The following is a 25,370-nucleotide window of genomic DNA, read 5'->3' on the forward strand; positions in this document are numbered from 1 at the left end:
CCGTCGCCCCGCCGCTCGCCGCACAGCCGCCACCGTTCGGCGCACCGCGGCGCCGCTGTGCTTGCCCCCGTGTCGCGGCCTCGTGTTCGGTGGGCGGTGCTGGCCCCATCCGTCCCGCAGAGCAAGGAGGCTCCATGCTTGACGTCGACCAACGGCGTGAGTACTGGCGGCGCAACGTCCGCCTGATGTCGGTCCTACTGGTGATCTGGGCCCTGGTGTCCTTCGGCGCCGGGATCCTGTTCGTCGACGTCCTCAACAACGTCAGCATCTTCGGCATACCGCTCGGGTTCTGGTTCGCCCAGCAGGGCTCGATCATCGTCTTCGTCCTGCTCATCGCGTTCTACGTGTGGCGCATGGACAAGCTCGACGCTGAGTTCGGCATCACCGAGTACGAGCAGGAGGTGCATCACCAGTGAGCCCCATCCAAGCATGGACGCTCGTCTTCGTCGTCCTCACCTTCGGTTTCTACATCTGGATCGCCTACCGGAGCCGGGTGTCGGACACCGCCGGCTTCTACATCGCCGGTGGCGGCATCCCTGCCCCCGCCAACGGCGCCGCGATCGCCGCGGACTGGATGAGCGCCGCGTCGTTCATCTCCATGGCCGGCCTCGTGGCGTTCAGCCAGAACGGCTACGCCGGGTCGGTCTTCCTCATGGGCTGGACCGGTGGCTACGTCCTGCTGGCCCTGCTGCTCGCGCCCTACCTGCGCAAGTTCGGCAAGTACACCGTGCCCGACTTCGTGGGCGACCGCTACAACGAGACCGCGCGCCTGGTCTCGGTCGTCTGCGCTCTGGTCGTCTCCTTCGTCTACGTCGCGGGCCAGATGGCCGGTGTCGGCGTGGTCTTCCAGCGCTTCCTCGGGGTCGACCAGACCTGGGGCGTCGTCATCGGGATGGCGATCGTCTTCCTGTATGCCGTGCTCGGCGGCATGAAGGGCATCACCTGGACCCAGGTGGCGCAGTACACCGTGCTGATCATCGCCTACATCATCCCGGCGGTGGCGATCTCGCTGCGGCTGGCCGGCAACCCCTTCCCCCAGATCGGCTTCGGGTCCATCCTCGACGACCTGGACGGGCTGCAGCGCGACCTCGGGCTCGAGGCCTACACCGAGGCCTTCACCCAGACCTCGATGGTCAACATGGTCCTCATCACCGCGGCGCTGATGTTCGGCACCGCGGGCCTGCCGCACGTCATCGTCCGCTTCTACACGGCCCGGTCCGTGCGGGCGGCGCGCTACTCGGCGCTGTGGGCGTTGTTCTTCATCTCGCTGCTCTACACCATCGCGCCCGCGGTCGGGGCGTTCAGCAAGTACAACGTGCTGACCCAGATCCCGGGCACCGGCATCAACGACACCCCGGAGTGGTTCAACACCTGGCGTGACGTCGGCCTCATCACCGTCGAGGACCTCAACGGCAACGGCGTCATCGACGTCAACGGCGCGCTGGGCGTGGGCACCGAGCTCGCGATCAACAACGACATCGTCGTGCTCGCCGCCCCGGAGATCGCGGGCCTCCCCGCCCCGGTCGTCGGCCTCGTGGCCGCCGGTGGTCTCGCCGCGGCGCTGTCCACCGCCTCGGGCCTGCTCCTGGTCATCTCCAGCTCGGTCGCCAACGACATCTACTGGAAGAAGATCAACCCGCAGGCCACCGACGCCCAGCAGCTGCGGGTCGGTCGGATCGCGATGGCCGCGGCCATCCTCGTCGCCGGCTACCTCGGGATCAACCCTCCCGGCTTCGTGGCCGAGGTCGTGGCACTCGCCTTCGGACTCGCGGCGGCCTCCTTCTTCCCGATCCTCTTCCTCGGGATCTTCTGGAAGAAGGCGACCGCGACAGCAGCCGCCACCGGTATGGCGGTCGGTCTCGGCGTGACGCTGATCTACCAGCTGTGGACGTTGCCGACCTTCTTCGGCAACGAGCCGATCCTCGGCATCCCTGCCACCGGCATCGGCACGATCGGCATGCTGCTCAACCTCCTCACCATCGTGGTGGTGTCGCGGTTCACCAAGGAGCCCAGCGCGCTCATGCAGCAGGTGGTCGAAGACGTCCGCTACCCCGGCCGCTCCGAGCTGGTCGCCGCCCACGCGGAGGGCCACCTGGACGAGTTCGCCCAGGACCACCGGCGCGACGACGAGCGCTGACCCGAGCGCGTCGACACTGACGCGTCCGGCATACCGGCACCGGCCGCACGATCTGCACCCGCAGACCGTGCGGCCGGTCCGCGTCCGGGGCGGCGTCCCGGGGAACCAGCCAGGGTGACGCAACGTCAGATGCCTGACCGAAGCACCACCCGCCGACGAGACTCACCGCAGAGCCCCGCCGCCTCCCCCGAGGAGTCGCCATGACACCGACGTCCGGCCGCCGTACCGCGCTCACCGCCTCGCTCCTGGCACTGCCGCTGACGCTCGCCGCCTGCTCCCCGGCCGATCTCCTCGCGCCACCCACCGCCGGCGCCGCCGAGCTCACCGACTTCGGATCCTGCGAGGAGCTGCTCGACTACTTCCAGGAGCACGCCCTCGAGCAGGTCGGTCCGTGGGGCTTCGGGATGGGCGCTCAGATGGGCGCGATGGAGGACATGGCCGGAGCCGCCGAAGGGGGTGATGTCTCCAGCGATCGCGCCGCGGCGAGCGACTCCGCGGGTGGTGGCGACGGCGGAGGTGACTTCTCCGGCACCAACAACCAGGAGGAGGGCGTGGAGGAGCCGGACATCGTGCAGACCGACGGCGAGATCATCGTGACCAGCGTGCAGGGGCGGATGGTCGTCGTGGACGTCGCCTCCGGGCAGAAGGTCGGCACGGTCGCGCTGCCGAGCCGCAGGGGCGGGACCGGCGCCGCCGAGCTCCTGCTGGACCGCGAGAACGACCGCGTCCTCGCCCTCACCCGCGAGTGGGGCGGCGGGGTGTCGCCGCTGCCGCGGATGGACGGCATGTCGACCTATCCCGCCTTCGAGTCGACCCGCACCGTCGTGACCCTCGTCGACGTCTCCGACCCCTCGACGCCCACGGTCTCGGGCAGCATCCGGCTGGAGGGCGACTACCGCTCGGCCCGGATGCAGGACGGGACGGCCCGGGTCGTCATGGTGACCACCCCACCCGGCCTCTCCTTCGTCCAGCCCACCAACGGCTCGCTCGTGGCGGAGGAGGAGGCCGAGGCCGCCAACCGCGAGATCGTCGAGGCCTCCACCCTCGACGACTGGCTCCCGCACGTGCAGACCCTCGGCGCTGACTCCAGCCGCTCGGCGGGCACCGAGCTGGCCGTCCCCTGCGAGGACATCGCCCGGCCCCCCGACTTCTCCGGCCTGTCCACCATGTCGGTGCTCACGATCGACCTGGGCGCGAGCACTCTGGACGTCAGCTCGGCCAGCGGGCTGGTCGCCTCCGGCTCCACCGTGTATGCCTCCACCGACCGGCTCGTCGTCGCGACCAGCCCCTGGGAGGCCTGGTCGTTCATCGGGTCGGACATCATGCCCCGTGGGACCTCCGGCCCGGCCACGACGACGCTGCACACCTTCGACCTCAGCGATGGGGACAGCACCGACTACGTCGCCTCCGGGACCGTCGAGGGGCGCCTGCTCAACCAGTTCAGCGTCGACGAGGCCGACGGCATCATCCGGGTCGCGACCACGCAGGACGGGCGGGGGTCCACGAGCTCCAGCAGCTCATTGGTGGTCCTGGCCGAGGACGGCGACCGGTTGGTGGAGCAGGGGCGGGTGGATGGCCTGGGCAAGACCGAGCAGATCTATGCCGTGCGCTACCTCTCTGCCGACACCGCCGCCGTCGTCACCTTCCGCCAGACCGACCCGCTCTACCTCGTGGACACCTCGGACCCCACTGCGCCGGAGGTGACCGGTGAGCTGAAGATCCCCGGCTACTCGGCATACCTCCACCCACTGGGCGACGGCCTGCTGCTGGGCGTGGGACAGGACGCGACCGACGAGGGCCAGACCACGGGCCTCCAGGTCTCGCTCTTCGACATCTCCGACCCGAGCGCACCGACGCAGGTGAGCAAGCAGACCTGGGTCAACCACTACTCCGAGGTGGAGCACGACCACCTGGCGTTCACCTCCTGGCCGCAGACCGGGCAGGTCTTCCTCCCCGCCACTGCGTGGAACGAGAACAGCGAGTGGGGCGGTGTCGTCTCGGCCCAGATCGAGGGCAGCACCGTCAACCAGGGTCCGGACCTGCAGCTCAGCGGAGGCACGGGCCAGGCCTGGGACTCCGCCCGCCGCACCCTGGTCATCGGGGACGAGCTGTGGGTGCTCGGCGAGCGCAGCCTGCACCGGGTGGACCTGTCCACGCTGGAGTCTCGCCAGGAGGTCCAGCTGTAGCCGCCGGGCACCCTGGGTGGTGCATAACGGTGCTGCAGAGTGGTCGCCCAGGGCTCTGGTCGATGCCGCCTGCCTCGAGCGGGTGTCCCCTCGCGATCTCGAGGGACTGGCCATCACCGTTGGGCCGCCACCGTCGAGAAGGACGCCGTGCTCGTCGGCGTCGGCGCAAGGGTCATCGGGGTGTCACCGTGGACGCTGCACGCCCGGCCGCAGCGCTTCCTCGCCCGCATCGACGAGCTGGTCGCCCTCGGCCCGCCGTCCCCGCTGCCCGACGTGCGCGTCGCGGAGCGGCCGCCGAGGTGACCAGCAGCAGTCTGCCTGGGGGCTCAGCATGGTGGTACGAGAACGGTGCTGCGCCCTCGTTGCCCTGGCGACCACGTCGCAGCATCCTTTTTGCACCACCTGTCGATTTCACCGCGCCGGCCCACCGCGCCCGGACCTGCAACGAGGCGTTCACCTCACCGAAGGGACATCACTGCAAAGGACACATGCTGCAGGATCTGCGAACAATGGTCCTCATCAGAGCCCTACGCCGCATTGACTTCGCCAGCAATGGGGCTGTAGAACAATAGTCATGACGAGCCGCTCCCGCCGAATGCGCCGCTGCTGAGCCCACCCCTCGCAGCCGACGCGCCGCCGGTCCAGCCCCGGCCCCGTTCCTCCCGCTGCTGAGGCGGGCTCAGCAGAGTGACCCACCACCCTGCAGCCCCCAGCGAGAGACGAGAGCTTCCATGGCCACCTACAGCGACTTCGCCACCCGGCAGATCCACGCCGGTCAGACCCCTGACTCCCAGACCGGTGCGCGCGCCCTACCGATCTACCAGACCACCTCCTACGTCTTCGAGGACGCCGACCAGGCCGCCGACCGGTTCGCGCTGGCTGAGCTCGGCCCCATCTACACCCGCATCACCAACCCCACCAGCGAGGTGGTGGAGCAGCGCATCGCCGACCTCGAGGGCGGGGTCGGCGCCCTGCTCGTGGCCTCCGGGTCCTCCGCGATCACGCTGGCGATCCTCAACCTGGCGGGGTCCGGCGACCACGTCGTCTCCTCCCCCAGCCTCTACGGCGGCACCCAGAACCTCTTCGCCCACACCCTGCCCAAGCTGGGCATCGAGGTGACCTTCGTCGAGGACCCGGCCGACCCGGAGCAGTGGCGGGCGGCCGCGCGGCCCACCACCAAGGCGTTCTTCGGCGAGACCATCGCCAACCCCAGCAGCGACGTCCTCGACCTGCGGGCGGTCGCGGACGTCGCCCACGAGGTCGGGGTGCCGCTCATCGTCGACAACACGGTCGCCACCCCCTACCTCTCGCGCCCGATCGAGCACGGCGCCGACATCGTGGTCCACTCGGCGACGAAGTACCTCGGCGGGCACGGCACCGCGATCGCCGGGGTCATCGTCGACGCCGGCCGCTTCGACTACGGCCAGCAGCCCGACCGGTTCCCCGAGTTCTCCACGCCCGACCCCAGCTACCACGGACTCGTGTATGCCGAGGCGCTCGGCGAGGGCGGGATCCTCGGCGCCAACGTCTCCTACATCATCAAGGCCCGCGTGCAGCTGCTGCGCGACCTCGGGCCGGCGGTCTCACCGTTCAACGCCTTCCTCATCGCCCAGGGCCTGGAGACGCTGTCGCTGCGGATCGAGCGGCACGTGGCCAACGCCCAGCGGGTCGCCGAGTGGCTGGAGGCGCACGAGCAGGTCACCTCGGTCGCGTATGCCGGTCTCCCCAGCCACGCGTCCTACGAGCGGGCCCGGACCTACCTGCCGGGTGGGGCGGGCGCGGTGCTCGCCTTCGAGATCGAGGGCGGCGCCGACGCCGGCCGCGCCTTCGTCTCGGCCCTGGAGCTGCACAGCCACGTCGCCAACATCGGCGACGTCCGCTCCCTCGTGATCCACCCGGCGAGCACGACCCACTCCCAGCTCACGCCGGAGGCGCAGCGGGCTGCCGGGGTCACCCCGGGCCTCGTCCGCCTGTCGGTCGGCATCGAGGGGATCCAGGACATCCTGGCCGACCTCGAGCAGGGCTTCGCCGCCGCTGCGGCCGTGGTGCGCGGGACGGAGGCGGCCTGAGATGACTGACGCACCCGATGAGCCCCGGACGCCCGGGCACCCGCTGACCCCGGCACCGGCCCCCGAGGGCGGCCCGCGCTCGCGCCGCCGGACCCAGCCGGTCGGTCCGCTCGCGCTGGAGTCCGGCGAGATCCTCGAGGACGTCCGCGTGACCTACCAGACCTGGGGCCGGCTCGACGCCGACGCCAGCAACGCGGTCCTCGTCCTGCACGCCCTCACCGGTGACAGCCACGTCGTCGGTGAGCGCGGGCCCGGCCAGGCCACGGCCGGCTGGTGGCCAGGACTCATCGGCCCCGGCTGCCCGATCGACACCGACGAGTGGTTCGTCGTCGCCCCCAACGTCCTGGGCGGCTGCGGCGGCACCACCGGACCGTCGTCCGCCGCGCCGGACGGACGCCCCTACGGCAGCTCCTTCCCCCGCATCAGCGTGCGCGACCAGGTGCACGCCGAGGCCCTGCTCGCCGACCGGCTCGGCATCGACTCCTTCGCCCTGGTCGTCGGCGGCTCCGTCGGGGGTATGCGCTCCCTGGAGTGGGCGACGAGCCTGCCCTCGCGGGTGCAGCGGTGCGTGGTGCTCGCGGCGAGCGCCGTCGCCAGCGCGGACCAGATCGCCTGGTCGGTGCCGCAGCTGCACGCGATCCGGCTCGACCCGGCCTTCCACGGTGGCGACTACTACCCGGGCCCAGGCCCACGCGCCGGGCTGGAGATCGCCCGCCAGATCGCGCACACGACCTACCGCTCGGCGCCCGAGCTGGAGCTGCGCTTCGGGTGCGGCGCGCAGGAGGGCGAGGACGCGCTGCGCGGCGGACGGTATGCCGTGCAGTCCTACCTCGAGCACCACGGCAAGAAGCTCGTCCGACGCTTCGACGCCAATGCCTACCTCACGCTGACCGAGGCGATGAACAGCCACGACATCGGGCGGGGCCGCGGTGGCGTCACCGCTGCACTCTCCCGCATCACCGCCTCGCTGACGGTGGGGGTCGTGAGCAGCGACCGCCTCTTCACCCCCGCCGACGGCCAGGTCATCGCCGGCGCGAGCAGCTGCCGCGAGCTCGCCGTCATCACCAGCCCCTACGGACACGACGCCTTCCTCATCGAGACCGAGCAGGTCTTCGGCATCATCACGCGCGCCCTGGCCGCGCCGGCCGGGCAGGCGTCCGCGAGGGGAGAGGATCGCGCCGCCGGACAGGAGTCGTCGGGACCTGCGACCCCTCGCCTCGTCGGCACCGGCCTCTGGTAGACGCTGCGGACTGCCCTCAGAGGCCGGTGGGCTCGGCCAGCCAGTCCACCTCGGCGCAGACGGCACCTGGCACCAGCCCGGCCAGGGCCACCCCGGCGGCGGCCGTGGGGTTGAGGACGCGGTAGTCGATCGTCGTGACGACCCGGCCGCCCTGCTCGGCCACGACGTAACCCGCGTCCGACCCCTCGGCCAGCCCGCGCGGCAGGCCGAAGGCGTCGACCCAGCCCACGCCCTCCGTCGTCGGCCAGCCCTCGGCGAGCGCCACCCGGGCCGCGGCGTCGGCCTCGACGGCCTCCTGCTCCAGCCCTTCGCCATGCACGACGGTGAGGGTGGCGGACCGGCCGGTGAACGACATACCCCACGCCTGGGGCTCCAGCAGGTCCTCCACGGCCGCCCCGGCGACCACCGCCTCCTGCTCCTCGACGTCGGCGTCGACCCCCAGCGCGGTCAGCCACGACAGGCAGCCCGGGGCCGCGAGCCGGGACTCCGCCGCCTCCCCGTCCAGCAGCGCAGCCATCGGCTCCGAGGCGGCCAGGGCACCCTCCGGCCCCGCGGCGCCCCGCAGGAGCAGCTGCTCGCCCGCCACCACCTCGGCACCGGCGACGCCCGGCACCTCCTCGGCCACCGCCCGGCGGAGCCCGGCCAGGTCGAGGTCGTCGCGGAGCCGGAGCGCGAGGCCGTCTCCTTCCCCGCCGGACTCGCCCGCCCACCGCACCTCCCAGAGCACGTCGTCCTGGGTGAGGCCGTGGCGCAGCCGCAGCCGGCTGTTCTCCCCGCGCAGCGCACCATCGGTGAGCAGCACCGTGCTCGACCCCACCGACCGCCAGAACTCCAGGGTGTCGGTCTGCAGGCTCTCGCTCGTGAGCCCGCCCGCCCCGAGGCGTTCCTTGATCGCCGCCCAGTCCGTCACGGTGAGGTATGCCGTGTCCACCGGCGCCAGCGCGAGCGCGGCTGCGGCCGGGCCCGGGTCCTGCGGGGTGGGGGCGGGCACGGGGCGCGTCGCCGTGGCGCCCTCCGGCGGGGATGACGTCACGCCCGCCGTCGACCGGGCGGCGGAGGAGCCGGTGGTGACCGCCTCGTCCTGCACCGTGTCGCTCGTGATCGTGCAGGCGGCGAGCAGGGGTGGGGCCAGCAGCAGCGCGGCCATCGCGGCGGGGGCGGGTCGTCTCACGAGGCACAGTCTGCACCGCGACCCGATCGTGGCGGGCCAGGCGACCGGGGAACCGCCCGGCCTGCTGACGCGTCCACCAGATAGGGTCGTGATACCAGGGGAAAGGAGCCCAGGATGCCTGACTGGCTACGAGACTCTCCACAATGGCTGTGGTGGATCGGTGCCGCGCTCGCGTTCGGGATCGTCGAGATGACGACCCTCGACCTGCTCTTCCTCATGCTGGCCCTCGGCGCGCTCGTCGCGGCGATCGTCGCCGGCACCGGCCTCGGCCTCATCTGGCAGGTGCTGCTCTTCGCCGTCGCGTCCGGGCTGTTCGTCTTCGCGCTGCGCCCGGTCGCCCTGAAGTACCTCCGGCTGGAGGGCAAGGGCGGCAAGATCGGCATGGAGGGCAACATCGGCCAGACCGCGACCGTGCTGGAGGCGGTCTCCGACCGCGCCGGCCTGGTCAAGCTGCGCGGCGAGAGCTGGACGGCACGCGCTGAGCTGGAGGGTCAGACCTTCGCCGCGGGCGACCTCGTGACCGTGGTCCGGATCGACGGCGCGACCGCCGTCGTCACCGCGTCCACGCCCGAGGACAAGCCCTTCGATCTCGACCCGCCGCGGGACTGACACCGCTCGCCGCGCGGCATACCTCGAGCACCACCAACCAAGGAGAATCCTGATGGAACCCATCAACGTCATCGTCTGGGCCGTCGTCCTCCTGCTGGCACTCTTCGTCGTCGTGGCCGTCGCCCGGGCGATCCGCATCGTGCCGCAGGCGACCAGCGTCATCGTGGAGCGGCTCGGCAAGTACGACCGCACCCTCGACGCCGGGCTGCACTTCCTCGTGCCCTTCGTCGACCGGCCCCGTTCGGTGGTCGACCTGCGCGAGCAGGTCGTGAGCTTCCCGCCGCAGCCGGTCATCACCAGCGACAACCTCGTCGTCTCGATCGACACGGTCATCTACTTCCAGCCGACCGACCCCAAGGCGGCGACCTACGAGATCGCCAACTACATCCAGGGCATCGAGCAGCTCACCGTCACCACGCTGCGCAACGTCATCGGCTCCCTCGACCTGGAGCAGACGCTGACCAGCCGCGACATGATCAACGGCCAGCTGCGCGGGGTGCTCGACGAGGCGACCGGCCGCTGGGGCATCCGGGTCAACCGGGTCGAGCTCAAGGCGATCGATCCGCCCGCCAGCGTGCAGGACTCGATGGAGAAGCAGATGCGCGCCGAGCGCGACCGTCGCGCGGCCATCCTCAACGCCGAGGGCGTCAAGGGCAGCCAGATCCTCACCGCCGAGGGTGAGAAGCAGGCCCAGATCCTGCGGGCCGAGGGCGCCGCTCAGTCGGCGATCCTGGAGTCCCAGGGTGAGGCCCGCGCGATCCTGCAGGTCTTCGACGCCATCCACAAGGGCAACCCGGACAGCAAGCTGCTGGCCTACCAGTACCTCCAGATGCTGCCCGAGATCGCCAAGGGCGACTCCAACCAGATGTGGGTCGTCCCGACCGAGCTCACCGCTGCCCTCGCCGGCATCGGCAACGCGCTCGGCGGCGGCAAGGGCCCCGACACCGCGGGCCTGGACGCCCCGTCGAGCGGGATCAGCTCCGAGGTCGGCGACATCGACCTCGGGGTGGACGCCCCGATGCTCGAGGACCCCCGCGAGGCGCTGCGCCGGGCGCGTGAGGAGGCCGAGGGCGCGACCCGCGACGCGGAGATCTCGACCCGCAAGCGCTCCAAGCAGAATGCCGACGCCGCCATCGCCGAGGCGGCCGACAAGGCCCGTCGCGCGGCAGCGCCGGGTGGGGACGCGGACCGCCAGGCCGCTCCGGGCGGCGATGCCGACCGCTCCGGCGCCCACCGCTCCGACGAGCAGGGCCAGCTCGGTGAGCTCCAGCAGCCCGAGCAGGTCTCGCCCGACCTGGGTCAGCAGGCGGACTCCGCGCCCGAGCAGGCTCCGGCCGACGCCCCGCGCGAGCGTGACGCCCAGCCGTGGGACCGCCCGGAGGGTGAGGGCCAGCCCTGGAAGCGGGACGACCAGAGCTGAGCGCCGGCACCTGAACCACCACGAGCGGGGCACGACACCACGGTGTCGTGCCCCGCTCGTAGTGTGTCGGCCATGTGGATCCGTGACGTGCGCCCGTGGGGCGGCCCGAGCAGCGACGTGCGACTGGACGGCGAGCTCATCGCCGAGGTATGCCCTCGCCCGCCGGGCTCCCCCACGACGGACTCCGACGGCTCGTCGTCGGACACGGAGGTGCAAGGTCGCGGCCGGCTCCTGCTGCCCGCCTTCGCCGACGTCCACGTGCACCTCGACTCGACCCGGCTCGGGCTGCCCTTCCGACCGCATACCGGCGGGCCCGGGGTGTGGACGATGATGCTCAACGACCGCCAGCACTGGCGGGACGCCGAGATCCCCCTCCCCGAGCGCGTCGCCCACACCCTGGAGCTGATGATCGCCCGCGGCACCACCCGGGTCCGGTCCTTCGCCCAGGTCGACGTCGACTGCGGGCTGGAGCGGCTGGAGGCGGTGCTCGCCGCGCGGGAGACCCACCGCGAGCGCGCCGAGGTGCAGGTCATCGCCTTCCCGCAGGCAGGGCTGCTGCGCGAGGAGGGCTCGGCGCAGGTGCTGGAGGACGCCCTGCGCGCCGGGGCCGACGTCGTCGGCGGGATCGACCCGTGCACCCTCGACCGCGACCCGGTGCGCCACCTCGACCTCGTCTTCGGCCTGGCGGAGCGGTATGCCGTGCCCGTCGACATCCACCTGCACGAGACCGGCGAGCTCGGGCGCTTCTCCGCCGACCTCATCCTCGAGCGCACCGCCGCCCTGGGGATGCAGGGCCAGGTGCTGATCTCGCACGGCTACGGCCTGTGGGACGGCACCGAGTCGCAGACGAGGGGGCTCATCGAGCGCTTCGCCGAGCTCGACGTGGCGACCGCGACGGTGGCTCCCGGCGGGCGTCAGACCCTCCCGCTGACCGGGCTCGCGGAGGCCGGGGTGCGGGTGGGGCTCGGTGAGGACGGGCAGCGCGACTACTGGTCGCCCTACGGCAACGCCGACATGCTCGACCGCACGTGGCAGCTGGCCTTCACCCACGGGTTCCGCGCCGACGACCTCGTCGAGCACGCCCTCGCGGTCGCCACCCGCGGCGGGGCGAGCATCATGGACCACGACCTGGCCCGGCTCTCCGGCGTCACCGACCGGCCGGGCCTGGCCCCGGGCGACCGGGCCGACCTGGTGCTCGTCGCGGGCGAGACGCCGACCTCGGCCGTGATGGACCGCTCACCCGAGCGCACCGTCCTGCACCGCGGCCGCGTCGTCGCCGAGGGGCTCACCCTGGCCTGATCCGGCCCTCGAGCCAGGGGTGCGGTCAGGAAACAGGGACCCTCATTGCTCCGGAGGGCGATGAAGGTCGCTGTCAGCCGACCGCACTCCCCGGCGCAGGACCACGGACTCCCACCCCGGCAGCAGGGCCTGCGAGCGCAGCAGGTCGGCGGCCTCCGGCGAGGTCGCCAGCACCACCTCCGCGTCTTGCCAGCCCTCGACGAGCTCGCCCGGCACCGCGACCGGCTCCCGGGTGAAGGCGGCGAAGGTGCGGACCACGACCCCGTCGAGCTCGCGCTCGACGGCCCAGAGGTCCGGGTGGTCCATCGCCAGCGGGGTGACCGACCCGCGGGCGATGACCGGCTCCGCGTGCCGCAGCGCGATGAGCGCCCGGTAGTGCTCCAGCACCGAGCCCGGATCCCCCACCTGGGCGGCGGCGTTGACCTGTGCATGGTTGGGGTTGATCCCGATCCAGGGCTCGCCCGTGGTGAAGCCCGCGCCCGGCTTGGCGTCCCATTGGACCGGCGTGCGGGCGTTGTCGCGGCCCACCTCGAGCAGCCCCGGCAGCACCGTCTCGAACCCCACACCACCACCCTCCTGCTCGGCGACGTGGTTGAGCGCCTCGATGTCCCGGAAGTCGGTGAGGACCGCGAAGGGTGAGTTCGTCATCCCCAGCTCCTCCCCCTGGTAGACGTAGGGGGTCCCGCGCAGCGTGTGCAGGACGCTGGCCAGCGTCTTCGCCGAGCGCTCGCGCCACGCCGGGTCGTCGTCGCCGAAGCGGCTCACCGCGCGTGGCTGGTCGTGGTTGTCCCAGTAGAGCGAGTTCCAGCCGACGTCGGCGAGCGCGACCTGCCAGCCCATGAGGCTCTCGCGCAGCTGCGGCATCGTCACCGGCCGCCGGTCGAACTTCCCGCCCGGCCCGATCCCCAGGTCGACGTGCTCGAACTGGAAGACCATGTCGACCTCGCGCCGCGCGGGGTCGGTGTAGAGGCGGGCGTCGTGGGTGGTGACGCCGGGCATCTCACCGACGGTGAGGAAGGCCCGCGGGTGCGCGGCGAAGACCTGCTCGTGCATCTCGGCGAGGAACTCGTGCACCCGGGGCCCGTCGGCGACGAGGGTGAAGGAGGTGCCGTCGGGCAGCCCCTCGGGCTTGGAGATGAGGTTGATGACGTCCATCCGGAAGCCGTCGACCCCGCGGTCCAGCCACCAGCGCATCATGGCGTAGACCGCCTCGCGCACCTGCGGGTTCTCCCAGTTGAGGTCGGGCTGCTTGCGGCTGAAGAGGTGCAGGTAGTACTCCCCGCTCGCCGCGTCCCACTCCCATGCCGGGCCGGAGAAGAAGGAGCGCCAGTCGTTGGGCTCCGCGCCGGGCTCTCCCCCGGTATGCCCCTCGCGCGGCGGCCGCCACCAGTACCAGTCGCGGCGCTCTGAGGTCGGCGCGCTGCGGCTGTCCTGGAACCACGGGTGCTCATCGCTCGTGTGGTTGACCACGAGGTCCATGACGAGCCGGATCCCGCGGGCGTGCAGCGCCTCGATGAGCTCGTCGAGGTCGGCGAGGCTCCCGAAGGTGGGGTCGACGTCCTGGTAGTCGCTGATGTCGTAGCCGTTGTCGTCCTGCGGGCTGCGGTAGACCGGGCTCAGCCAGACGACATCGACCCCGAGGTGCTCGAGATGGTCGAGGTGGTCGAGGATGCCGCGCAGGTCGCCGATCCCGTCGCCGTCGCTGTCGGCGAAGCTGCGCGGATAGATCTGGTAGACGACGGCGGAGGTCCACCAGTCGCGCGGCAGAGGTTGCTCGAGGGGGAACGGCATACCCGCGATCCTAGGGTTGCCGACCTCAGTCCAGGTCGAGCTGAGCCAGCACCATCCGGGCCAGGCGCTCCGGGGGGTTGGCGACGTCGTAGACCGCGCCGCGCTCGTCGGCCTCCAGCGGCTCGAGGGTGTCCAGCTGGGACTCCAGCAGGGACGGCGGCATGAAGTGCTCCCGCGAGCTCATCCGCTCCAGCAGCAGGCCCTTGTCCCCCACGAGGTGCACGAACCACGTGCCCGCACCACCCCTGCGGAGCAGGTCGCGGTAGGACCGCCGCAGCGCCGAGCAGGTGAGCAGCGTGGGGGTGCCCGCGGCATCGCGCTCGGCGGTCCACGCCGCGAGCGCCTCCAGCCAGGGCCAGCGGTCCTCGTCCATGAGCGGTCGCCCGCTGGCCATCTTGTCGACATTGGCCTGGGGGTGGAACTCGTCACCCTCGGCGAACTCCCAGCCGAGCCGGGCGTGAAGGGCCTGCGCGATGGTGGACTTGCCCGTGCCGGACACCCCCATGACGACGAGGTGCAGCGGCTGGGCCGCCGGGTCCGGCAGCGGCGTCACGGCACGACCACCCACAGCCCGGCGGCGATGACGAAGATGGCCAGTCCGAGCGTGGTCTCCATGACGGTCCAGGTGCGCAGCGTCGTCTTGACGTCCATCCCGAAGAACCTGCTGACCAGCCAGAACCCGGAGTCGTTGACGTGGGACAGCACGGTGGCACCGGCGGCGATGGCCAGCACGAGGCAGGCGATCTTGAGGTCGGAGAGCCCCTCGGCGGTGACGGCGGCGGAGATGAGACCCGCGGTCGTCGTGAGCGCCACGGTCGCCGAGCCCTGCGCGACGCGCAGGAGGGTGGCGATGAGGAAGGCGGAGACGATGAGGGGCAGACCGAGGTCGGCGAGGCTCTCGGAGAGCGCGGCGCCGATGCCGGAGTAGCGCAGCACCCCGCCGAACATCCCGCCCGCGCCGGTGATGAGGATGATCGCGCAGATCGGCCCGAGGGCGTCGTTGAGCAGGCTCTCGACGGTCGCGAGCGAGCGGCCCTTGGTCCCGAGGACGTAGGTCGTGACGAGCAGCGTAATGAGCAGCGCGACCGGCGTCTGCCCGATGAACACGAGCGCGTCCAGGACCCCGCTGTCGCCGAGCACCTCGGCCGAGCGCAGCGTGCCGATACCGGTGTTGAGCGCGATGAGGGCGAAGGGCAGGAGCAGCAGGCCGAGGACGAGACCGAAGGACGGCGGCGCCACCTGCTCCTCACCTCGCGCGATCCGCTCGGCCCGCGCGTCGTGGTCGCCGTCGTCGAGGTCGGAGGCCTCGCCCGACACGGTGCCCCGCAGCATGGTGTCGTTGATCGGCACCATGACCTTGCCGGCATACGCGGTGGTGAAGAGGTAGACGCCGACGTACCACGCGACGAAGGCCGCGGGGATCCCGATGAGCATGCTCAGCCCGATGGACCCCCCGAGCTCGGTCGCGGCCGTGACCGGGCCGGGGTGCGGCGGCACGATCGCGTGCATGGCGGCGAAGGCGCCGGCGGCGGGGATGGCGTACAGCAGCACCGACCCGCCGAAGCGGCGGGCGACGGAGAAGATGATCGGCAGGAAGACGACGAGCCCGGCGTCGAAGAAGATGGGTATGCCGAAGAGCAGGGCCGCGATGCCGAGGGCGAAGGGTGCGCGCTGCTCGCCGAAGCGGTTGATGAGGGTGTCGGCGAGCACCTGCGCCCCACCGGTGACCTCCAGGAGGCGGCCGATCATCGCCCCGAGGCCGACGAGGAGCGCCACCGAGCCCAGGGTGGTGCCGAAGAAGCTCGTCGCGACCCCGGCCAGCTCGCCGAACGGGATGCCCGCCGCGAGACCGGTGAGGAGGCTGACCGTGACGAGCGCCACGAAGGCGTGCATCCGCAGCTTGATGATGAGGAACAGCAGGACCGCGACGGCGACCGCCGCAATGGTGAGCAGGGTGCCTGCTCCGTAGACAGGATCCATCGGCTCCATGAGGGCCTCCCCGGGGTCGGCGTCGTCGTCGTCCGGCCCACCGTAGCCCGAGACCGCCGTCGTCGTGGCCTCCCCGCGCACCGGCGGGCAGCGGCGTGCGGTCAGGCCAGGTCGACCCAGCCCTCGCTCGTGGTGCCGGGCACCGGCTCGGCGGCCCCGCCGGTGAGCTCGGCCAGCAGGTCGGGCAGGGTCTCGGCGTCGGCGAGGGGCACCTGGAGCCGCAACGTGACCTGCTGACCGTAGGTCGTGCCGCTGATGCCGACTCCCCGGGCGCGCAGGTCGTGCTCCAGCCGGCCCGCGACCTCGTGGCCCACCCGCACGTCCACCTCCCGCACCCGCACCCGGGTGAGCAGCCGCGCCTCGTCCAGCGCGGCGCGCACGGCCCCGGAGTAGGCGCGGGCCAGCCCGCCCGTGCCGAGCTTGGTGCCGCCGAACCAGCGGCTGACGACGGCGACCACGTCGCTCACCCCCGCGTGGGTGAGCACCTCGAGCATCGGCATACCGGCCGTGCCTGCGGGCTCGCCGTCGTCGTTGCTGCGCACGGTCGCCCCGTCGGGGCCCAGGACGAAGGCCGAGCAGTGGTGCCCGGCGTCCCAGAGGACGCTGCGGGCCTCCTCGACGACCGCCCGCGCGGCGTCCTCGTCGTCGACCCGCCGCAGCCAGCACTCGAAGACCGACCGCTTCTCCTCGGTGCGCACCACCACGGGTGCGTCGAGGGTTCGGAAGGTCATCGGCTCCACCCGGGCAGGGTATGCCGCCCAGGCGTCTCTCCTACACTCGCCGACATGTCCTCACGACGCCTCGCCCCCGCCCTCCTGGCCTCCCTCGGCCTGGTCCTCGCGCCCATCTCGGCCCAGGCCCACGACGAGCTCACCGGCACCACGCCGCAGGACGGCGCCACCGTCGAGGCCGGGGACCTCGAGGATCTCACGCTGACCTTCAGCGGCGAGATCGCCGACGTCGGGGCTGCCGTGGCGGTGACCGCACCCGACGGCAGCTCGGTGCTCGAGGGGGAGCCGGTCGTGGAGGGCCCCGAGGTGACCCAGGACCTGGTCGACGACCTCGGTGACGGGGAGTATGCCGTGGCCTGGCGGGTGACCAGCGAGGACGGGCACCCGATCTCCGGGGAGTTCGGCTTCACCGTGACCGGCGCCGCGCAGGAGGACCCGGCCGAGGAGTCGACCAGCGACGCGGGCGCCGCGGAGGAGACGACCGAGGCCGAGGAGTCCGCTGCCGAGGCCACCTCCGAGACCGACCCCACCGACGAGGAGCCGGTCGAGGAGCCGTCGCCCGAGCCGACGTCCGAGGACGACGCAGCAGGCCAGGACACCGCCGACGAGGAGACTGCCGGGGCCTCCGCGGACGCGAGCGCGCAGGAGCCGTCCGGCATACCCCCGTGGGCATGGGCACTGGTGGCCGTGGGAGCCGCCGGACTGCTCGTCCTGCTGGGCCGGACGTGGAGCCGCAGCCACCGCTGACGCCTGTGCCGATGCGGGAGGCGGAGCCCCTCTGATGTACCGTAAGGCCACGGAATACACACATCCCCGGGCCGGCTCCGCGACCTGAGCGATCAGCCAGCGATGCCGCTCCGGCAGACTCGATACAAGGGGGTCACGCCATGGGGCGCGGCCGGGCCAAGGCAAAGCAGATCAAGGTTGCACGGAAGCTGAAGTATTCAGCCCCCGACACCGACCTTTCGGCACTCGAGCGGGAGCTTCACTCCACGCGCGGAGAGTTCGACTACTCCCCGCCGTCGGATGACGAGCCCGAGGAGGAGCCCGACGAGGAGGATGACCCCTACTCCGCCTACGCGGCGGACGACGAGGATGGTGAGTACGGCTCCTGGGCGGCCGGCGGACACCGTTGACCACCAGTCTTCCCGACGCGGGAGCCGCCCATCAGGGCAGGGCTGAGCAGAGGGGCGAAGGATGAGCACGCGGAGTCGGCACGAGGCCCGCTGGACCGATGAGCGCTCGACCGTCACCGGTCGAGGCCCTCGCAGCAAGTGGTGGGTGCTTCCCATCCTCGCTGCGGCGCTGCCGCTCACCTTCTACGCCTCGTGGCGGGTCTACAACGACATCGACACCGTCACCTACGAGGTGCGCCAGTGCGCCGAGCCTCTCGCCGAGGACGCCTCGTGGGCCGACGTCACCGCGGCCGGCTGCGAGCCTGCCCCAGCGGAGGCGATGTCGATGGTGCTCATGCGGGGCGAGGAGCCGGTGGAGCCGGACCGCACGGAGGGTTCGTTGCTGTCCTGGGACGAGTGGGCGGTCAACTCCCCCGAGCACAGCGTGCAGCTCGTCCTGGAGGACCCGGCGGAGACGATCGTCATCGCCGAGCCCACCAACGAGCGGGTGCGCACGGCCCTCACCGGCGACTCCGCCGACGTCCGGTGGGGCGGCTTCATCGGCGGCCGCGGGCCCAAGGAGTACTGGGTCCTCATCACGCCGACCCGCTGACCCGCGGCACCGCCGGCTCAGCGCCGGTAGTCACCCACGAGGCGCACGGCTCCCCCGTCGACGCCCTTAGCGCCCTGCACCACGTCGGGCCCGGTGAGCTCCTCCGCCCCGGCACGGCGGACGGTGCCGACGGGCCAGGTCGGTATGCCGGCCGCCTCCAGCGACGCGACCGCCCGGTCGGCCTCCTGCGGCGCCAGCACGGCGACGAACCCGACGCCCATGTTGAGGGTCTGCTCGAGGTCGGCCAGCGGCACCTGACCCAGCTCCTGCACGAGCGTGAAGACCGGCGGCAGCGCCCAGTCCCGCTCCACCGTCGCGAGCATCCCGGCCGGCAGCACGCGGGCCAGGTTGGCGGCCAGCCCGCCACCCGTCACGTGCGAGAGGGCGTGCAGTCCGGGGCCCAGGTCGCGGACGAGCTCGAGCAGCGGCCGGGTGTAGATGCGGGTGGGCTCCAGGCACTCCTCGCCCAGGGTGCGGCCGAGCTCGGGCACCTCCCGGTCCCAGCCCCACCCGGCCGCTCCGACCACGCGACGCACGAGCGAGTAGCCGTTGCTGTGCAGGCCCGAGCTGGCCAGCGCGAGGACGACGTCGCCGTCGGTGACGCGCTGCGGACCCAGCACCGCGTCGTGCTCGACGACGCCGGTCGCAGCGCCCGCCACGTCATACTCCTGCGGGTCGAGCAGGCCGGGGTGCTCGGCGGTCTCGCCACCGACCAGGGCGACCCCCGCCAGCTCGCAGCCGCGCGCGATGCCCGAGACGATGGCGGCGATCCGCTCCGGGACGACCTTGCCGCAGGCGATGTAGTCGGTCATGAACAACGGCTCGGCGCCGCTGACCACGATGTCGTCGACGACCATGCCGACGAGGTCCTGGCCGATGGTGTCGTGGACGCCCATCGCCTGGGCGATCGCCACCTTGGTCCCCACCCCGTCGGTCGAGGTCGCGAGCACCGGCCGGCGCATGCCCCGCAGCGCGGACGCGTCGAACATCCCCGCGAACCCGCCCAGCCCACCGAGCACCTCGGGCCGCTGGGCGCGCCGCACGGACTCCTTCATCAGCTCGACGGCGCGGTCGCCCGCGTGCACGTCGACACCGGCGCTGGCATAGGTGATCGGCTGGTCGCTCATCGGAGGTTCCCTCGGGCAGGGGGGCAGGTGGGCACACCCAGGGTATGCCGCCTGCCGCCCCCTCCGTGAGCGCGGCCCGTCCGGCTCGGCCCTTCGTCCCTCGCGGCTCAGCCGTGGGCGTGCCGGAAGCCGGCGCCCTCGGCCGCGCCCGCGTCCACGAAGCACTCGTGGGGCGCGGCGTCGTAGCCCTCCTCGTCGGGCAGCACGTAGGTCATCGTGTCGTGCCACGCCTTGACCGGGTGGCCCTCCGGGGTGCCCCCGTCGGAGCGAGGGGCCGCCGAGCCCCAGCCGTGACCTCCGTCGCGGATCTCCTCGTCGTCACCGTCCGAGGATCCATCCGCGGACCCGGCCGCCGAGCCGGTCGCGGCGAGCATCGACTGGTCGGTCTCCAGCTGCTGCGGCTCCGCGCCGCCGTCGGCCACCCAGTCGCCCTCCTGGCGGAACTCCTGGCCGGCCGCCACGTCGTGGTCGGCCGGGTCGTGCTCGCGCGCGAACTCCTCCTGACGGCGGCGGGTCTCCTCCTCGGACTCCTCCCGGCTGTCGCCGGGGGCATCCTGCGCCTCGCGGTCGGTGTGCTCACCACTGCCGGTGTGCGCCTCGCGGTCGGTGTGCTCGGTGCTGTCGGTGTGCTCGGCGCTCTCGTCCTGCTCACTGCCGTGCTCGTGCTCGTTGTCGTGCTCGTGCTCGTTGTCGTGCTCGCCCATCGTGGCGCCACCCTTCGCTCGGTCCTGCGGTGATCCGCAGCACGCTAGACCCGCGCGCCCCGGGCCGCATGACGAACCGGCAGCCACGCGCTCAGGGTCGGCGGACCGCCTCGCCACCGCCGGCGCCCGCCGACAGCTGCACGTTGTCCATGTCGAGGGTGCCCACGTCGGTCGGGTCGGCCCCGGCGGTGCGCACCGGGAACTGCAGCTCCAGGACGTCCTTGCCGAGCTGGTCCTCCCGCGGGAGCTCGATGGGGTAGTCGCCGGTGAAGCAGGCCGTGCACAGGGAGGCGCGGGGCTGCTCGGTGGCGGCGATCATGCCCTCCGTCGAGATGTAGCCCAGCGAGTCGGCGCCCAGGGAGGCACAGATGTCCTCCGGCGACAGGCCCGTGGCGATGAGCTCGGCCCGGGTCGCGAAGTCGATGCCGTAGAAGCAGGGCCACCGCACCGGCGGGGAGGAGATCCGCACGTGCACCTCGGCCGCCCCGGCCTCGCGCAGCATCCGGACCAGCGCCCGCTGGGTGTTGCCGCGCACGATGGAGTCGTCGACGACGACCAGCCGCTTGCCCTTGATGACGTCACGCAGCGGGTTGAGCTTGAGCCGGATCCCGAGCTGGCGGATCGTCTGGCTGGGCGCGATGAAGGTCCGCCCGACATAGGCGTTCTTGACCAGCCCCTGGCCGTAGGGGATGCCGGACTCCTCGGCATACCCGATCGCGGCGGGCGTGCCCGACTCCGGGGTCGGCATGACCATGTCCGCCTCGACCGGGTGCTCCCGGGCCAGGGCGCGGCCCATCTCGACCCGGGAGTCGTAGACCTCCCGTCCGGCGATCGTGGTGTCCGGCCGCGCGAGGTAGACCCACTCGAAGACGCACCGCTTCGGCTCGGCCTCCGCGAACCGGCGCGAGCGCAGACCGCCGGCGTCGATCGCGATGAGCTCGCCGGGTTCGACCTCCCGCACCACCGAGGCCCCGACGATGTCGAGGGCGGCCGTCTCGGACGCCACGACCCAGCCGCGCTCCAACCGGCCGAGCACGAGGGGGCGGACCGCCTGCGGGTCGCGAGCGGCATACAGGGTGGTCTCGTCGCAGAAGACCAGCGAGAAGGCGCCACGGAGCTGCGGGAGCACCCGCATCGCGGCCTCCTCCAGCGACAGGTCCGGGTCGGCGGTGAGCATGCCGGTGACGATCGCGGTGTCCGTGGTGTTGCCGCGGCCCACCTCCCCGGTCGAGCGGGCGAGGTCGCCGCCGAGCATCTCGCGCAGGACGTCCCGCAGCTCGGAGGTGTTGATGAGGTTGCCGTTGTGGGCCAGCGCGACGGTGCCGTCGCTCGTGCCCCCGAGGGTGGGCTGGGCGTTCTGCCAGGAGTTGCGCCCGGTCGTGGAGTAGCGGCAGTGGCCGACGGCGAGGTGGCCCTGCAAGGACGCGAGCGCCGACTCGTCGAAGACCTGGCTGACCAGCCCGACGTCCTTGTAGACCACGAGCCGCTGACCGTCGCTGGTGGCGATCCCGGCGGCCTCCTGGCCGCGGTGCTGCAGGGCGTAGAGGCCGTAGTAGGTGAGTTTGGCGACCTCCTCTCCGGGCGCCCACACCCCGAAGACGCCACAGGCGTCCTGGGGCAGGCGCTCGCCGGGCAGGAGGTCGTGCGAGAGCTGTCCGTCAGCGCGAGCCACGGGCCCATGGTCCCACAGTCCGGGAGGGCCGCGCACCGCTCCCGGCGGCGCCCGGAGGACTCAGGAGCCGAGGCGCGGGCGGTCTGCGACGAGGTAGGCCACCGCCCCGACCGCGAGGCCCGCGCCACCCCCGATGAGGACGAAGAGGAGGTACTCCTCGAGGCCGTTGACGTAGGGCACGTCCCGCCCCAGCGCCGCGACGAGGACCGCGATCACCGCGCCCACGACGGCACCGGTGGCCAGGAAACGCACCAGGTGGGGCTGACGGTAGGCCACGGCGCGGGTCAGCCGCGCTCGCTGCGACGGTCGAGGAGGAGGTAGACGATCGCGGCGGCCAGCGCGGCGAAGGCGGCGCCGGTGGCTCCCAGCAGGATGACCTCCTGGCCGGCGCTGCTGCCCGGGGCGTCCGGACCGAGGAGCGAGACGACGGCTCCGGCGACGAAGCCGAGGAGCGCGCCCACGACGAGGAACCGGCTCAGGCGGGGGCGTCGGTGCACCGAGAGCCGGGCGGGGTCGGTCGTGTCGTCGGAGCGTGCCACCCCACCAGTATCCGTCAGGACGCGGACCGGCGCGGCAGCCGGGTGGCTGCCGCGCCGGTGGCCGGTCACGGGACCGGTGCCGCCAGGATCACTCCTGACCGATGTTGCGCTCGGTCAGCCCGCCGGTGGACCGCTGCGCGGGGTCGGCCAGAGCGGCCACGAGGCCGAGCAGCTGGGTCTCCACCGAGGCGTGCACCGCCCCCTCCCCACCGACGATGGTGATGAGCGGGTAGGAGAAGCCGTCGACGAGGCGGTCGATCTCGGCCAGCACCCCGGCCGGGACGGCGTCCGGGCGGGTCAGCGCCACCCCGGCCCCGGTCCGGGCCGCGACGGGCACCGAGGTGAGGCTGTCGGGGAAGTCCTGGCCGGTGGCGACCATGACCTTGCCCTCGGCCGGGAACTGCTGCAGCACGGCCTCAGCAGTGTCATACCGCGTCGGGCCGCTGTAGCGGACCCACGGCATCCCGAGCGAGACGTCGTCCAGCACCTCGTCGGAGAGCACGCTCGTGCCACCGGCGGCGTGGACGTCGTCGAAGGTGAGCGTCGCGACGGCGGTGGCGGTCGACGGCGGCACGCCGTCCTGCTTGACGAGCACGAGCGGTGCCTGGTGCCGGGCCGCGAGGGCGCTGAGCACGAGGGCGTCCGGGAAGTCCTGGCCGGAGGCGACGAAGAGCTCGGCGCTGCTGTCCTGCACGACGCGCTGGGCGATCTCCCCCGCCGTGGCGTAACGGTCGGGCCCCGAGACCCGCTCGACCGTGGCTCCCGGCAGCGTGGCCTGGACGTCGTCGAGGACGGCCTGGCTCACCGCACCGGCCCCACCGACGACGAAGACCTCGTCGGGCATGAGGCGGGTGAGCTCGGCGGCCGTCGCCGGCGGCAGCCCGCCGGGCTGGGTGAGCAGCAGCGGGGCGCCCAGCTGGGCGGCCCACGGCGCGGCCGCGAGGGCGTCGGGGTAGGTCTTGGACGTGGCGATCACGGCGGTGTCTGCCATGACGAACTTCTGCTCCGAGAGCATCGCCGCGGTCTCGATCCGGGTCGGTCCGCCGATGCGCTCGACGTCGAAGGTGCACGGCCCGTCGACGTCGTCGGGGAAGAAGGGGTCGACGACGTCGAGCGTGCCGACGACGGCGCCGGCAGCGTCCACGTCGTTGATGACGATGCCGACGCCGGGGGCGCCGCTGCCGTAGAACCCGACGAAGGAGAGGAAGGCGTGGACGTCACGCGTGGTGCCGACCTCGACCTCAAGGGTGCGGCTGTCCTTGAGCGTGCCGTCGTCCCACACCTGGAACTCCACGCGGTCGAAACCCGCGATGTCGTCGGTGGTGCCGGTGATGCTGGCGTCGATGGCGTACTCGTTGCGGCTGCAGTCGTCGTTGACGAACTGCACCCCGCTGATCTCGTAGTCGCCGAGCGTCGCGGCGAAGGCCGGTACGGCGCCGGCGAGCACCGTGGTGCCGAGCGCGAGCGCCGCCCCTGCGGCGACCCCCGGCCTGCGGCGTGGGTTGGTCGTGGTGGTCATGGTCGGTCTCCTTCACGGGCCGGCCGTCGCCGGCCGGTGACGCCGGGAGGTCCCTCGCCTCCGCGGTGACGTCAGGGGTGAAGAGCACACCGGCTCGACCGGGATACATCGGCGGGGAGGACCCCGGTGTCCGCGGCCTCAGCCGACCGGCTCCGGCTCCGGGGCCAGCACGTGGGCGTCGACCGACGCCTGCGGCACGGTGACGGCGACGAGCACGGTCGCGAGGAGCATCACCGCGGGGACGCCGGCCAGGACCACAGGTATGCCCGCGAGCGCCGCCACCTGCCCGCCCACCAGCGCGCCGAGGGGCATCGCACCGAAGACGAGCACCCGCGATGCACCACCGACCCGACCGAGCTGGTGCCCGGCCACCAGACGGGGCCGGAGCGAGCCGGAGACGATGTTGCCGACGACCCCGAGCGGGCCGGCCGCCAGGAGGAAGAGCGCCAGTCCCCAGGCCGAGGGCCATAGGAGCGGGGCCAGGTTGAAGACCGCGTTGAGCCCCCAGCAGGCCACCAGCACCGACATCTCCGAGAAGCGCTCGATGATCCGGCTCGCGACCATGCTGCCCAGCAGCGCACCGGCCGGCAGCACCACCATGACGAGGGAGAACAGCTGGGGGGAGAGCCCGCCCACGGACTCCGGCCCGACCAACCACAGGATGAGGACCGCCCCGAACGCTGTGGAGGCGAAGTTCCACAGCCCGGCGGCGATGGCCAGCGGGCGCAGGACGGGGTGGCGCCACAGGACCCGCATCCCCGAGGTGAGCTCGGACCACCGGGAGCCGACGCTCTCGACCTCCCGACCTGCAGCGACGTGGCGGCCGCGGAGCCCGAGGGCGAGCACGAGGACGGCACTCACCACGACGGCCGCGGAGGACCCGACGAGCCACGCGGCCCCCAGCGCGACGAGCACGCCCGCGAGCGGTGGGCCGACGAACCCGTTGCACACCTGCTCCACCGCCAGGAGCCGGGCGTTCGCGCGGCGCAGGGGCCGGCCGCCCGCCCGACGAGCGCGGGCACCTGCGCCGCGGCGGCGAGGTCGGTGAACACCTCGGTGATGCCGTAGCCCAGCGCGAGCCCGACCAGCACCCAGATGGTCAGCCGATCGGTGAGTGCCACGGCCGCAGCTCCACCCAGCAGGACGGCCCGGAGCCCCAGGGCCACGAGCATCGTGCGGCGTCGGTCCCAGCGGTCCACGAGCATCCCGGCGGGGATGCCGCAGACCAGCCACGGGAGCCAGACCGCCGCCGTGAGCACCCCCATGAGCAGGGGCGATCGGGTCAGGGTCACGGCCAGGAGGGGCACCCCGATCTGGACGACCCCGTCGGCGAGGTTGGCCAGGCCGACGGCACCGAGGTGGGCGCCGAAGGGGCGACCCAAGGGTATGTCGCGGCGCGCGGTCGCGGTGCTCGTCGTCATCGAGAGACTCCCCTAGAG

The 25,370-nt window shown here is 72.5% G+C and carries 25 protein-coding genes; 12 read left to right on the forward strand and 13 right to left on the reverse strand.

Annotated features, from left to right (window positions below):
- Positions 1-134: 134 nt before the first annotated feature.
- The 6 genes from FA582_RS13220 (at position 135) to metX (ending at position 7,632) form a co-directional block, all read left to right on the forward strand.
- Complete coding sequence (locus FA582_RS13220) at positions 135-416, forward strand: DUF4212 domain-containing protein (RefSeq protein WP_010148966.1); 282 nt, start codon at positions 135-137, stop codon at positions 414-416.
- On the forward strand, positions 413-2,137 hold the full coding sequence (locus tag FA582_RS13225; protein WP_010148965.1) for a sodium:solute symporter family protein: 1,725 nt from the start codon (positions 413-415) through the stop codon (positions 2,135-2,137). Before FA582_RS13220 ends, FA582_RS13225 begins: the two co-directional genes overlap by 4 nt.
- Positions 2,138-2,337: 200 nt before the next feature.
- Positions 2,338-4,323: a beta-propeller domain-containing protein gene (locus tag FA582_RS13230; RefSeq protein ID WP_010148964.1), complete on the forward strand. Its 1,986-nt coding sequence runs from the start codon at positions 2,338-2,340 to the stop codon at positions 4,321-4,323.
- A 147-nt stretch (positions 4,324-4,470) separates the two neighbouring features.
- On the forward strand, positions 4,471-4,626 hold the full coding sequence (locus tag FA582_RS16435; RefSeq protein ID WP_158640879.1) for a hypothetical protein: 156 nt from the start codon (positions 4,471-4,473) through the stop codon (positions 4,624-4,626).
- Positions 4,627-5,054: 428 nt separating this feature from the next.
- Positions 5,055-6,392, forward strand: a complete 1,338-nt coding sequence (locus tag FA582_RS13235) for a bifunctional o-acetylhomoserine/o-acetylserine sulfhydrylase (RefSeq protein WP_010148963.1) — start codon at positions 5,055-5,057, stop codon at positions 6,390-6,392.
- A 1-nt stretch (position 6,393) separates the two neighbouring features.
- Complete coding sequence (gene metX, locus FA582_RS13240; RefSeq protein ID WP_010148962.1) at positions 6,394-7,632, forward strand: homoserine O-acetyltransferase MetX; 1,239 nt, start codon at positions 6,394-6,396, stop codon at positions 7,630-7,632.
- Between the two features lie 16 nt (positions 7,633-7,648).
- Here metX and FA582_RS13245 read toward each other — a convergent pair whose 3' ends face one another.
- Entirely contained in the window at positions 7,649-8,803 is a 1,155-nt protein-coding gene (locus FA582_RS13245; RefSeq protein WP_141567738.1) for a hypothetical protein, read from the reverse strand.
- A 189-nt stretch (positions 8,804-8,992) separates the two neighbouring features.
- Here FA582_RS13245 and FA582_RS13250 point away from each other — a divergent pair, with 189 nt between their 5' ends.
- The 3 genes from FA582_RS13250 (at position 8,993) to FA582_RS13260 (ending at position 12,131) form a co-directional block, all read left to right on the forward strand.
- Entirely contained in the window at positions 8,993-9,412 is a 420-nt protein-coding gene (locus FA582_RS13250) for an NfeD family protein (protein ID WP_158640880.1), read from the forward strand.
- 52 nt (positions 9,413-9,464) lie between these two features.
- Complete coding sequence (locus tag FA582_RS13255; RefSeq protein WP_010148959.1) at positions 9,465-10,832, forward strand: SPFH domain-containing protein; 1,368 nt, start codon at positions 9,465-9,467, stop codon at positions 10,830-10,832.
- Between the two features lie 72 nt (positions 10,833-10,904).
- Positions 10,905-12,131 (forward strand): amidohydrolase family protein, encoded by a 1,227-nt coding sequence (locus FA582_RS13260; RefSeq protein WP_010148958.1) that lies wholly within the window; start codon positions 10,905-10,907, stop codon positions 12,129-12,131.
- A 42-nt stretch (positions 12,132-12,173) separates the two neighbouring features.
- Here the strand turns inward: FA582_RS13260 and FA582_RS13265 are convergent, their stop codons facing one another.
- The 4 genes from FA582_RS13265 to FA582_RS13280 all read right to left on the reverse strand — a co-directional run bounded on the left by FA582_RS13265 (position 12,174) and on the right by FA582_RS13280 (position 16,642).
- Complete coding sequence (locus tag FA582_RS13265; RefSeq protein WP_010148957.1) at positions 12,174-13,922, reverse strand: alpha-glucosidase; 1,749 nt, start codon at positions 13,920-13,922, stop codon at positions 12,174-12,176.
- Positions 13,923-13,947: 25 nt separating this feature from the next.
- A complete protein-coding gene (locus FA582_RS13270; protein WP_010148956.1) occupies positions 13,948-14,475 on the reverse strand; it encodes a gluconokinase, GntK/IdnK-type in 528 nt (175 codons plus the stop codon).
- Positions 14,472-15,911 (reverse strand): GntP family permease, encoded by a 1,440-nt coding sequence (locus tag FA582_RS13275; protein WP_010148955.1) that lies wholly within the window; start codon positions 15,909-15,911, stop codon positions 14,472-14,474. The genes FA582_RS13270 and FA582_RS13275 overlap by 4 nt, the downstream gene beginning before the upstream one ends.
- A 101-nt stretch (positions 15,912-16,012) precedes the next feature.
- Positions 16,013-16,642: an IMPACT family protein gene (locus tag FA582_RS13280; protein ID WP_010148954.1), complete on the reverse strand. Its 630-nt coding sequence runs from the start codon at positions 16,640-16,642 to the stop codon at positions 16,013-16,015.
- A gap of 54 nt (positions 16,643-16,696) precedes the next feature.
- On the opposite strand from FA582_RS13280, the gene FA582_RS13285 reads away from it, so the two are divergent.
- From FA582_RS13285 to FA582_RS13295, 3 genes are all read left to right on the forward strand, one after another.
- Positions 16,697-17,389 carry a copper resistance CopC family protein gene (locus FA582_RS13285; protein WP_010148953.1) on the forward strand — a complete coding sequence of 231 codons (693 nt, stop codon included), beginning with the start codon at positions 16,697-16,699 and terminating at the stop codon, positions 17,387-17,389.
- Between the two features lie 140 nt (positions 17,390-17,529).
- The gene (locus FA582_RS13290; RefSeq protein ID WP_010148951.1) at positions 17,530-17,778 is read left to right on the forward strand and encodes a DUF3073 domain-containing protein; all 249 of its coding nucleotides are present in this window, start codon (positions 17,530-17,532) and stop codon (positions 17,776-17,778) included.
- A gap of 61 nt (positions 17,779-17,839) precedes the next feature.
- Entirely contained in the window at positions 17,840-18,370 is a 531-nt protein-coding gene (locus tag FA582_RS13295; RefSeq protein ID WP_010148950.1) for a hypothetical protein, read from the forward strand.
- A gap of 17 nt (positions 18,371-18,387) precedes the next feature.
- Here the strand turns inward: FA582_RS13295 and purM are convergent, their stop codons facing one another.
- The 8 genes from purM to FA582_RS17245 form a co-directional block, all read right to left on the reverse strand.
- On the reverse strand, positions 18,388-19,497 hold the full coding sequence (purM, locus tag FA582_RS13300; RefSeq protein ID WP_010148949.1) for a phosphoribosylformylglycinamidine cyclo-ligase: 1,110 nt from the start codon (positions 19,495-19,497) through the stop codon (positions 18,388-18,390).
- 107 nt (positions 19,498-19,604) lie between these two features.
- The gene (locus FA582_RS13305; RefSeq protein ID WP_010148948.1) at positions 19,605-20,201 is read right to left on the reverse strand and encodes a sunset domain-containing protein; all 597 of its coding nucleotides are present in this window, start codon (positions 20,199-20,201) and stop codon (positions 19,605-19,607) included.
- Positions 20,202-20,292: 91 nt separating this feature from the next.
- Positions 20,293-21,873, reverse strand: coding sequence for an amidophosphoribosyltransferase (gene purF / locus FA582_RS13310; RefSeq protein ID WP_010148947.1), 1,581 nt, complete (start codon positions 21,871-21,873; stop codon positions 20,293-20,295).
- A 60-nt stretch (positions 21,874-21,933) separates the two neighbouring features.
- On the reverse strand, positions 21,934-22,149 hold the full coding sequence (locus tag FA582_RS13315) for a hypothetical protein (protein WP_010148946.1): 216 nt from the start codon (positions 22,147-22,149) through the stop codon (positions 21,934-21,936).
- Between the two features lie 8 nt (positions 22,150-22,157).
- Complete coding sequence (locus FA582_RS13320) at positions 22,158-22,412, reverse strand: hypothetical protein (RefSeq protein ID WP_010148945.1); 255 nt, start codon at positions 22,410-22,412, stop codon at positions 22,158-22,160.
- An 88-nt stretch (positions 22,413-22,500) separates the two neighbouring features.
- Entirely contained in the window at positions 22,501-23,931 is a 1,431-nt protein-coding gene (locus FA582_RS13325; protein WP_010148944.1) for a cell wall-binding repeat-containing protein, read from the reverse strand.
- Positions 23,932-24,069: 138 nt separating this feature from the next.
- The gene (locus FA582_RS17240) at positions 24,070-24,882 is read right to left on the reverse strand and encodes an MFS transporter (protein WP_238705444.1); all 813 of its coding nucleotides are present in this window, start codon (positions 24,880-24,882) and stop codon (positions 24,070-24,072) included.
- Entirely contained in the window at positions 24,789-25,352 is a 564-nt protein-coding gene (locus FA582_RS17245; protein ID WP_238705445.1) for an MFS transporter, read from the reverse strand. The genes FA582_RS17240 and FA582_RS17245 overlap by 94 nt, the downstream gene beginning before the upstream one ends.
- Positions 25,353-25,370: the final 18 nt, after the last annotated feature.

The sequence above is a fragment of the Serinicoccus profundi genome, assembly GCF_008001015.1.
Taxonomy (GTDB): domain Bacteria; phylum Actinomycetota; class Actinomycetes; order Actinomycetales; family Dermatophilaceae; genus Ornithinicoccus; species Ornithinicoccus profundi.

Excerpts from the sequence above, each read along its gene's own strand:
- FA582_RS13260 (WP_010148958.1), top strand. The coding sequence starts at position 10,905 with ATGTGGATCCGTGACGTGCGCCCGTGGGGCGGCCCGAGCAGCGACGTG.
- FA582_RS13250 (WP_158640880.1), top strand. The coding sequence starts at position 8,993 with ATGACGACCCTCGACCTGCTCTTCCTCATGCTGGCCCTCGGCGCGCTC.
- FA582_RS13305 (WP_010148948.1), bottom strand. The coding sequence starts at position 20,201 with ATGGGCGAGCACGACAACGAGCACGAGCACGACAACGAGCACGAGCAC.
- FA582_RS13280 (WP_010148954.1), bottom strand. The coding sequence starts at position 16,642 with ATGACCTTCCGAACCCTCGACGCACCCGTGGTGGTGCGCACCGAGGAG.
- purM (WP_010148949.1), bottom strand. The coding sequence starts at position 19,497 with ATGAGCGACCAGCCGATCACCTATGCCAGCGCCGGTGTCGACGTGCAC.
- metX (WP_010148962.1), top strand. The coding sequence starts at position 6,394 with ATGACTGACGCACCCGATGAGCCCCGGACGCCCGGGCACCCGCTGACC.
- FA582_RS13275 (WP_010148955.1), bottom strand. The coding sequence starts at position 15,911 with ATGGAGCCGATGGATCCTGTCTACGGAGCAGGCACCCTGCTCACCATT.
- FA582_RS13220 (WP_010148966.1), top strand. The coding sequence starts at position 135 with ATGCTTGACGTCGACCAACGGCGTGAGTACTGGCGGCGCAACGTCCGC.
- FA582_RS13255 (WP_010148959.1), top strand. The coding sequence starts at position 9,465 with ATGGAACCCATCAACGTCATCGTCTGGGCCGTCGTCCTCCTGCTGGCA.
- FA582_RS13230 (WP_010148964.1), top strand. The coding sequence starts at position 2,338 with ATGACACCGACGTCCGGCCGCCGTACCGCGCTCACCGCCTCGCTCCTG.
- FA582_RS17245 (WP_238705445.1), bottom strand. The coding sequence starts at position 25,352 with ATGACGACGAGCACCGCGACCGCGCGCCGCGACATACCCTTGGGTCGC.
- FA582_RS13325 (WP_010148944.1), bottom strand. The coding sequence starts at position 23,931 with ATGACCACCACGACCAACCCACGCCGCAGGCCGGGGGTCGCCGCAGGG.
- FA582_RS13265 (WP_010148957.1), bottom strand. The coding sequence starts at position 13,922 with ATGCCGTTCCCCCTCGAGCAACCTCTGCCGCGCGACTGGTGGACCTCC.
- FA582_RS13290 (WP_010148951.1), top strand. The coding sequence starts at position 17,530 with ATGGGGCGCGGCCGGGCCAAGGCAAAGCAGATCAAGGTTGCACGGAAG.
- FA582_RS13235 (WP_010148963.1), top strand. The coding sequence starts at position 5,055 with ATGGCCACCTACAGCGACTTCGCCACCCGGCAGATCCACGCCGGTCAG.
- FA582_RS13295 (WP_010148950.1), top strand. The coding sequence starts at position 17,840 with ATGAGCACGCGGAGTCGGCACGAGGCCCGCTGGACCGATGAGCGCTCG.
- FA582_RS13285 (WP_010148953.1), top strand. The coding sequence starts at position 16,697 with ATGTCCTCACGACGCCTCGCCCCCGCCCTCCTGGCCTCCCTCGGCCTG.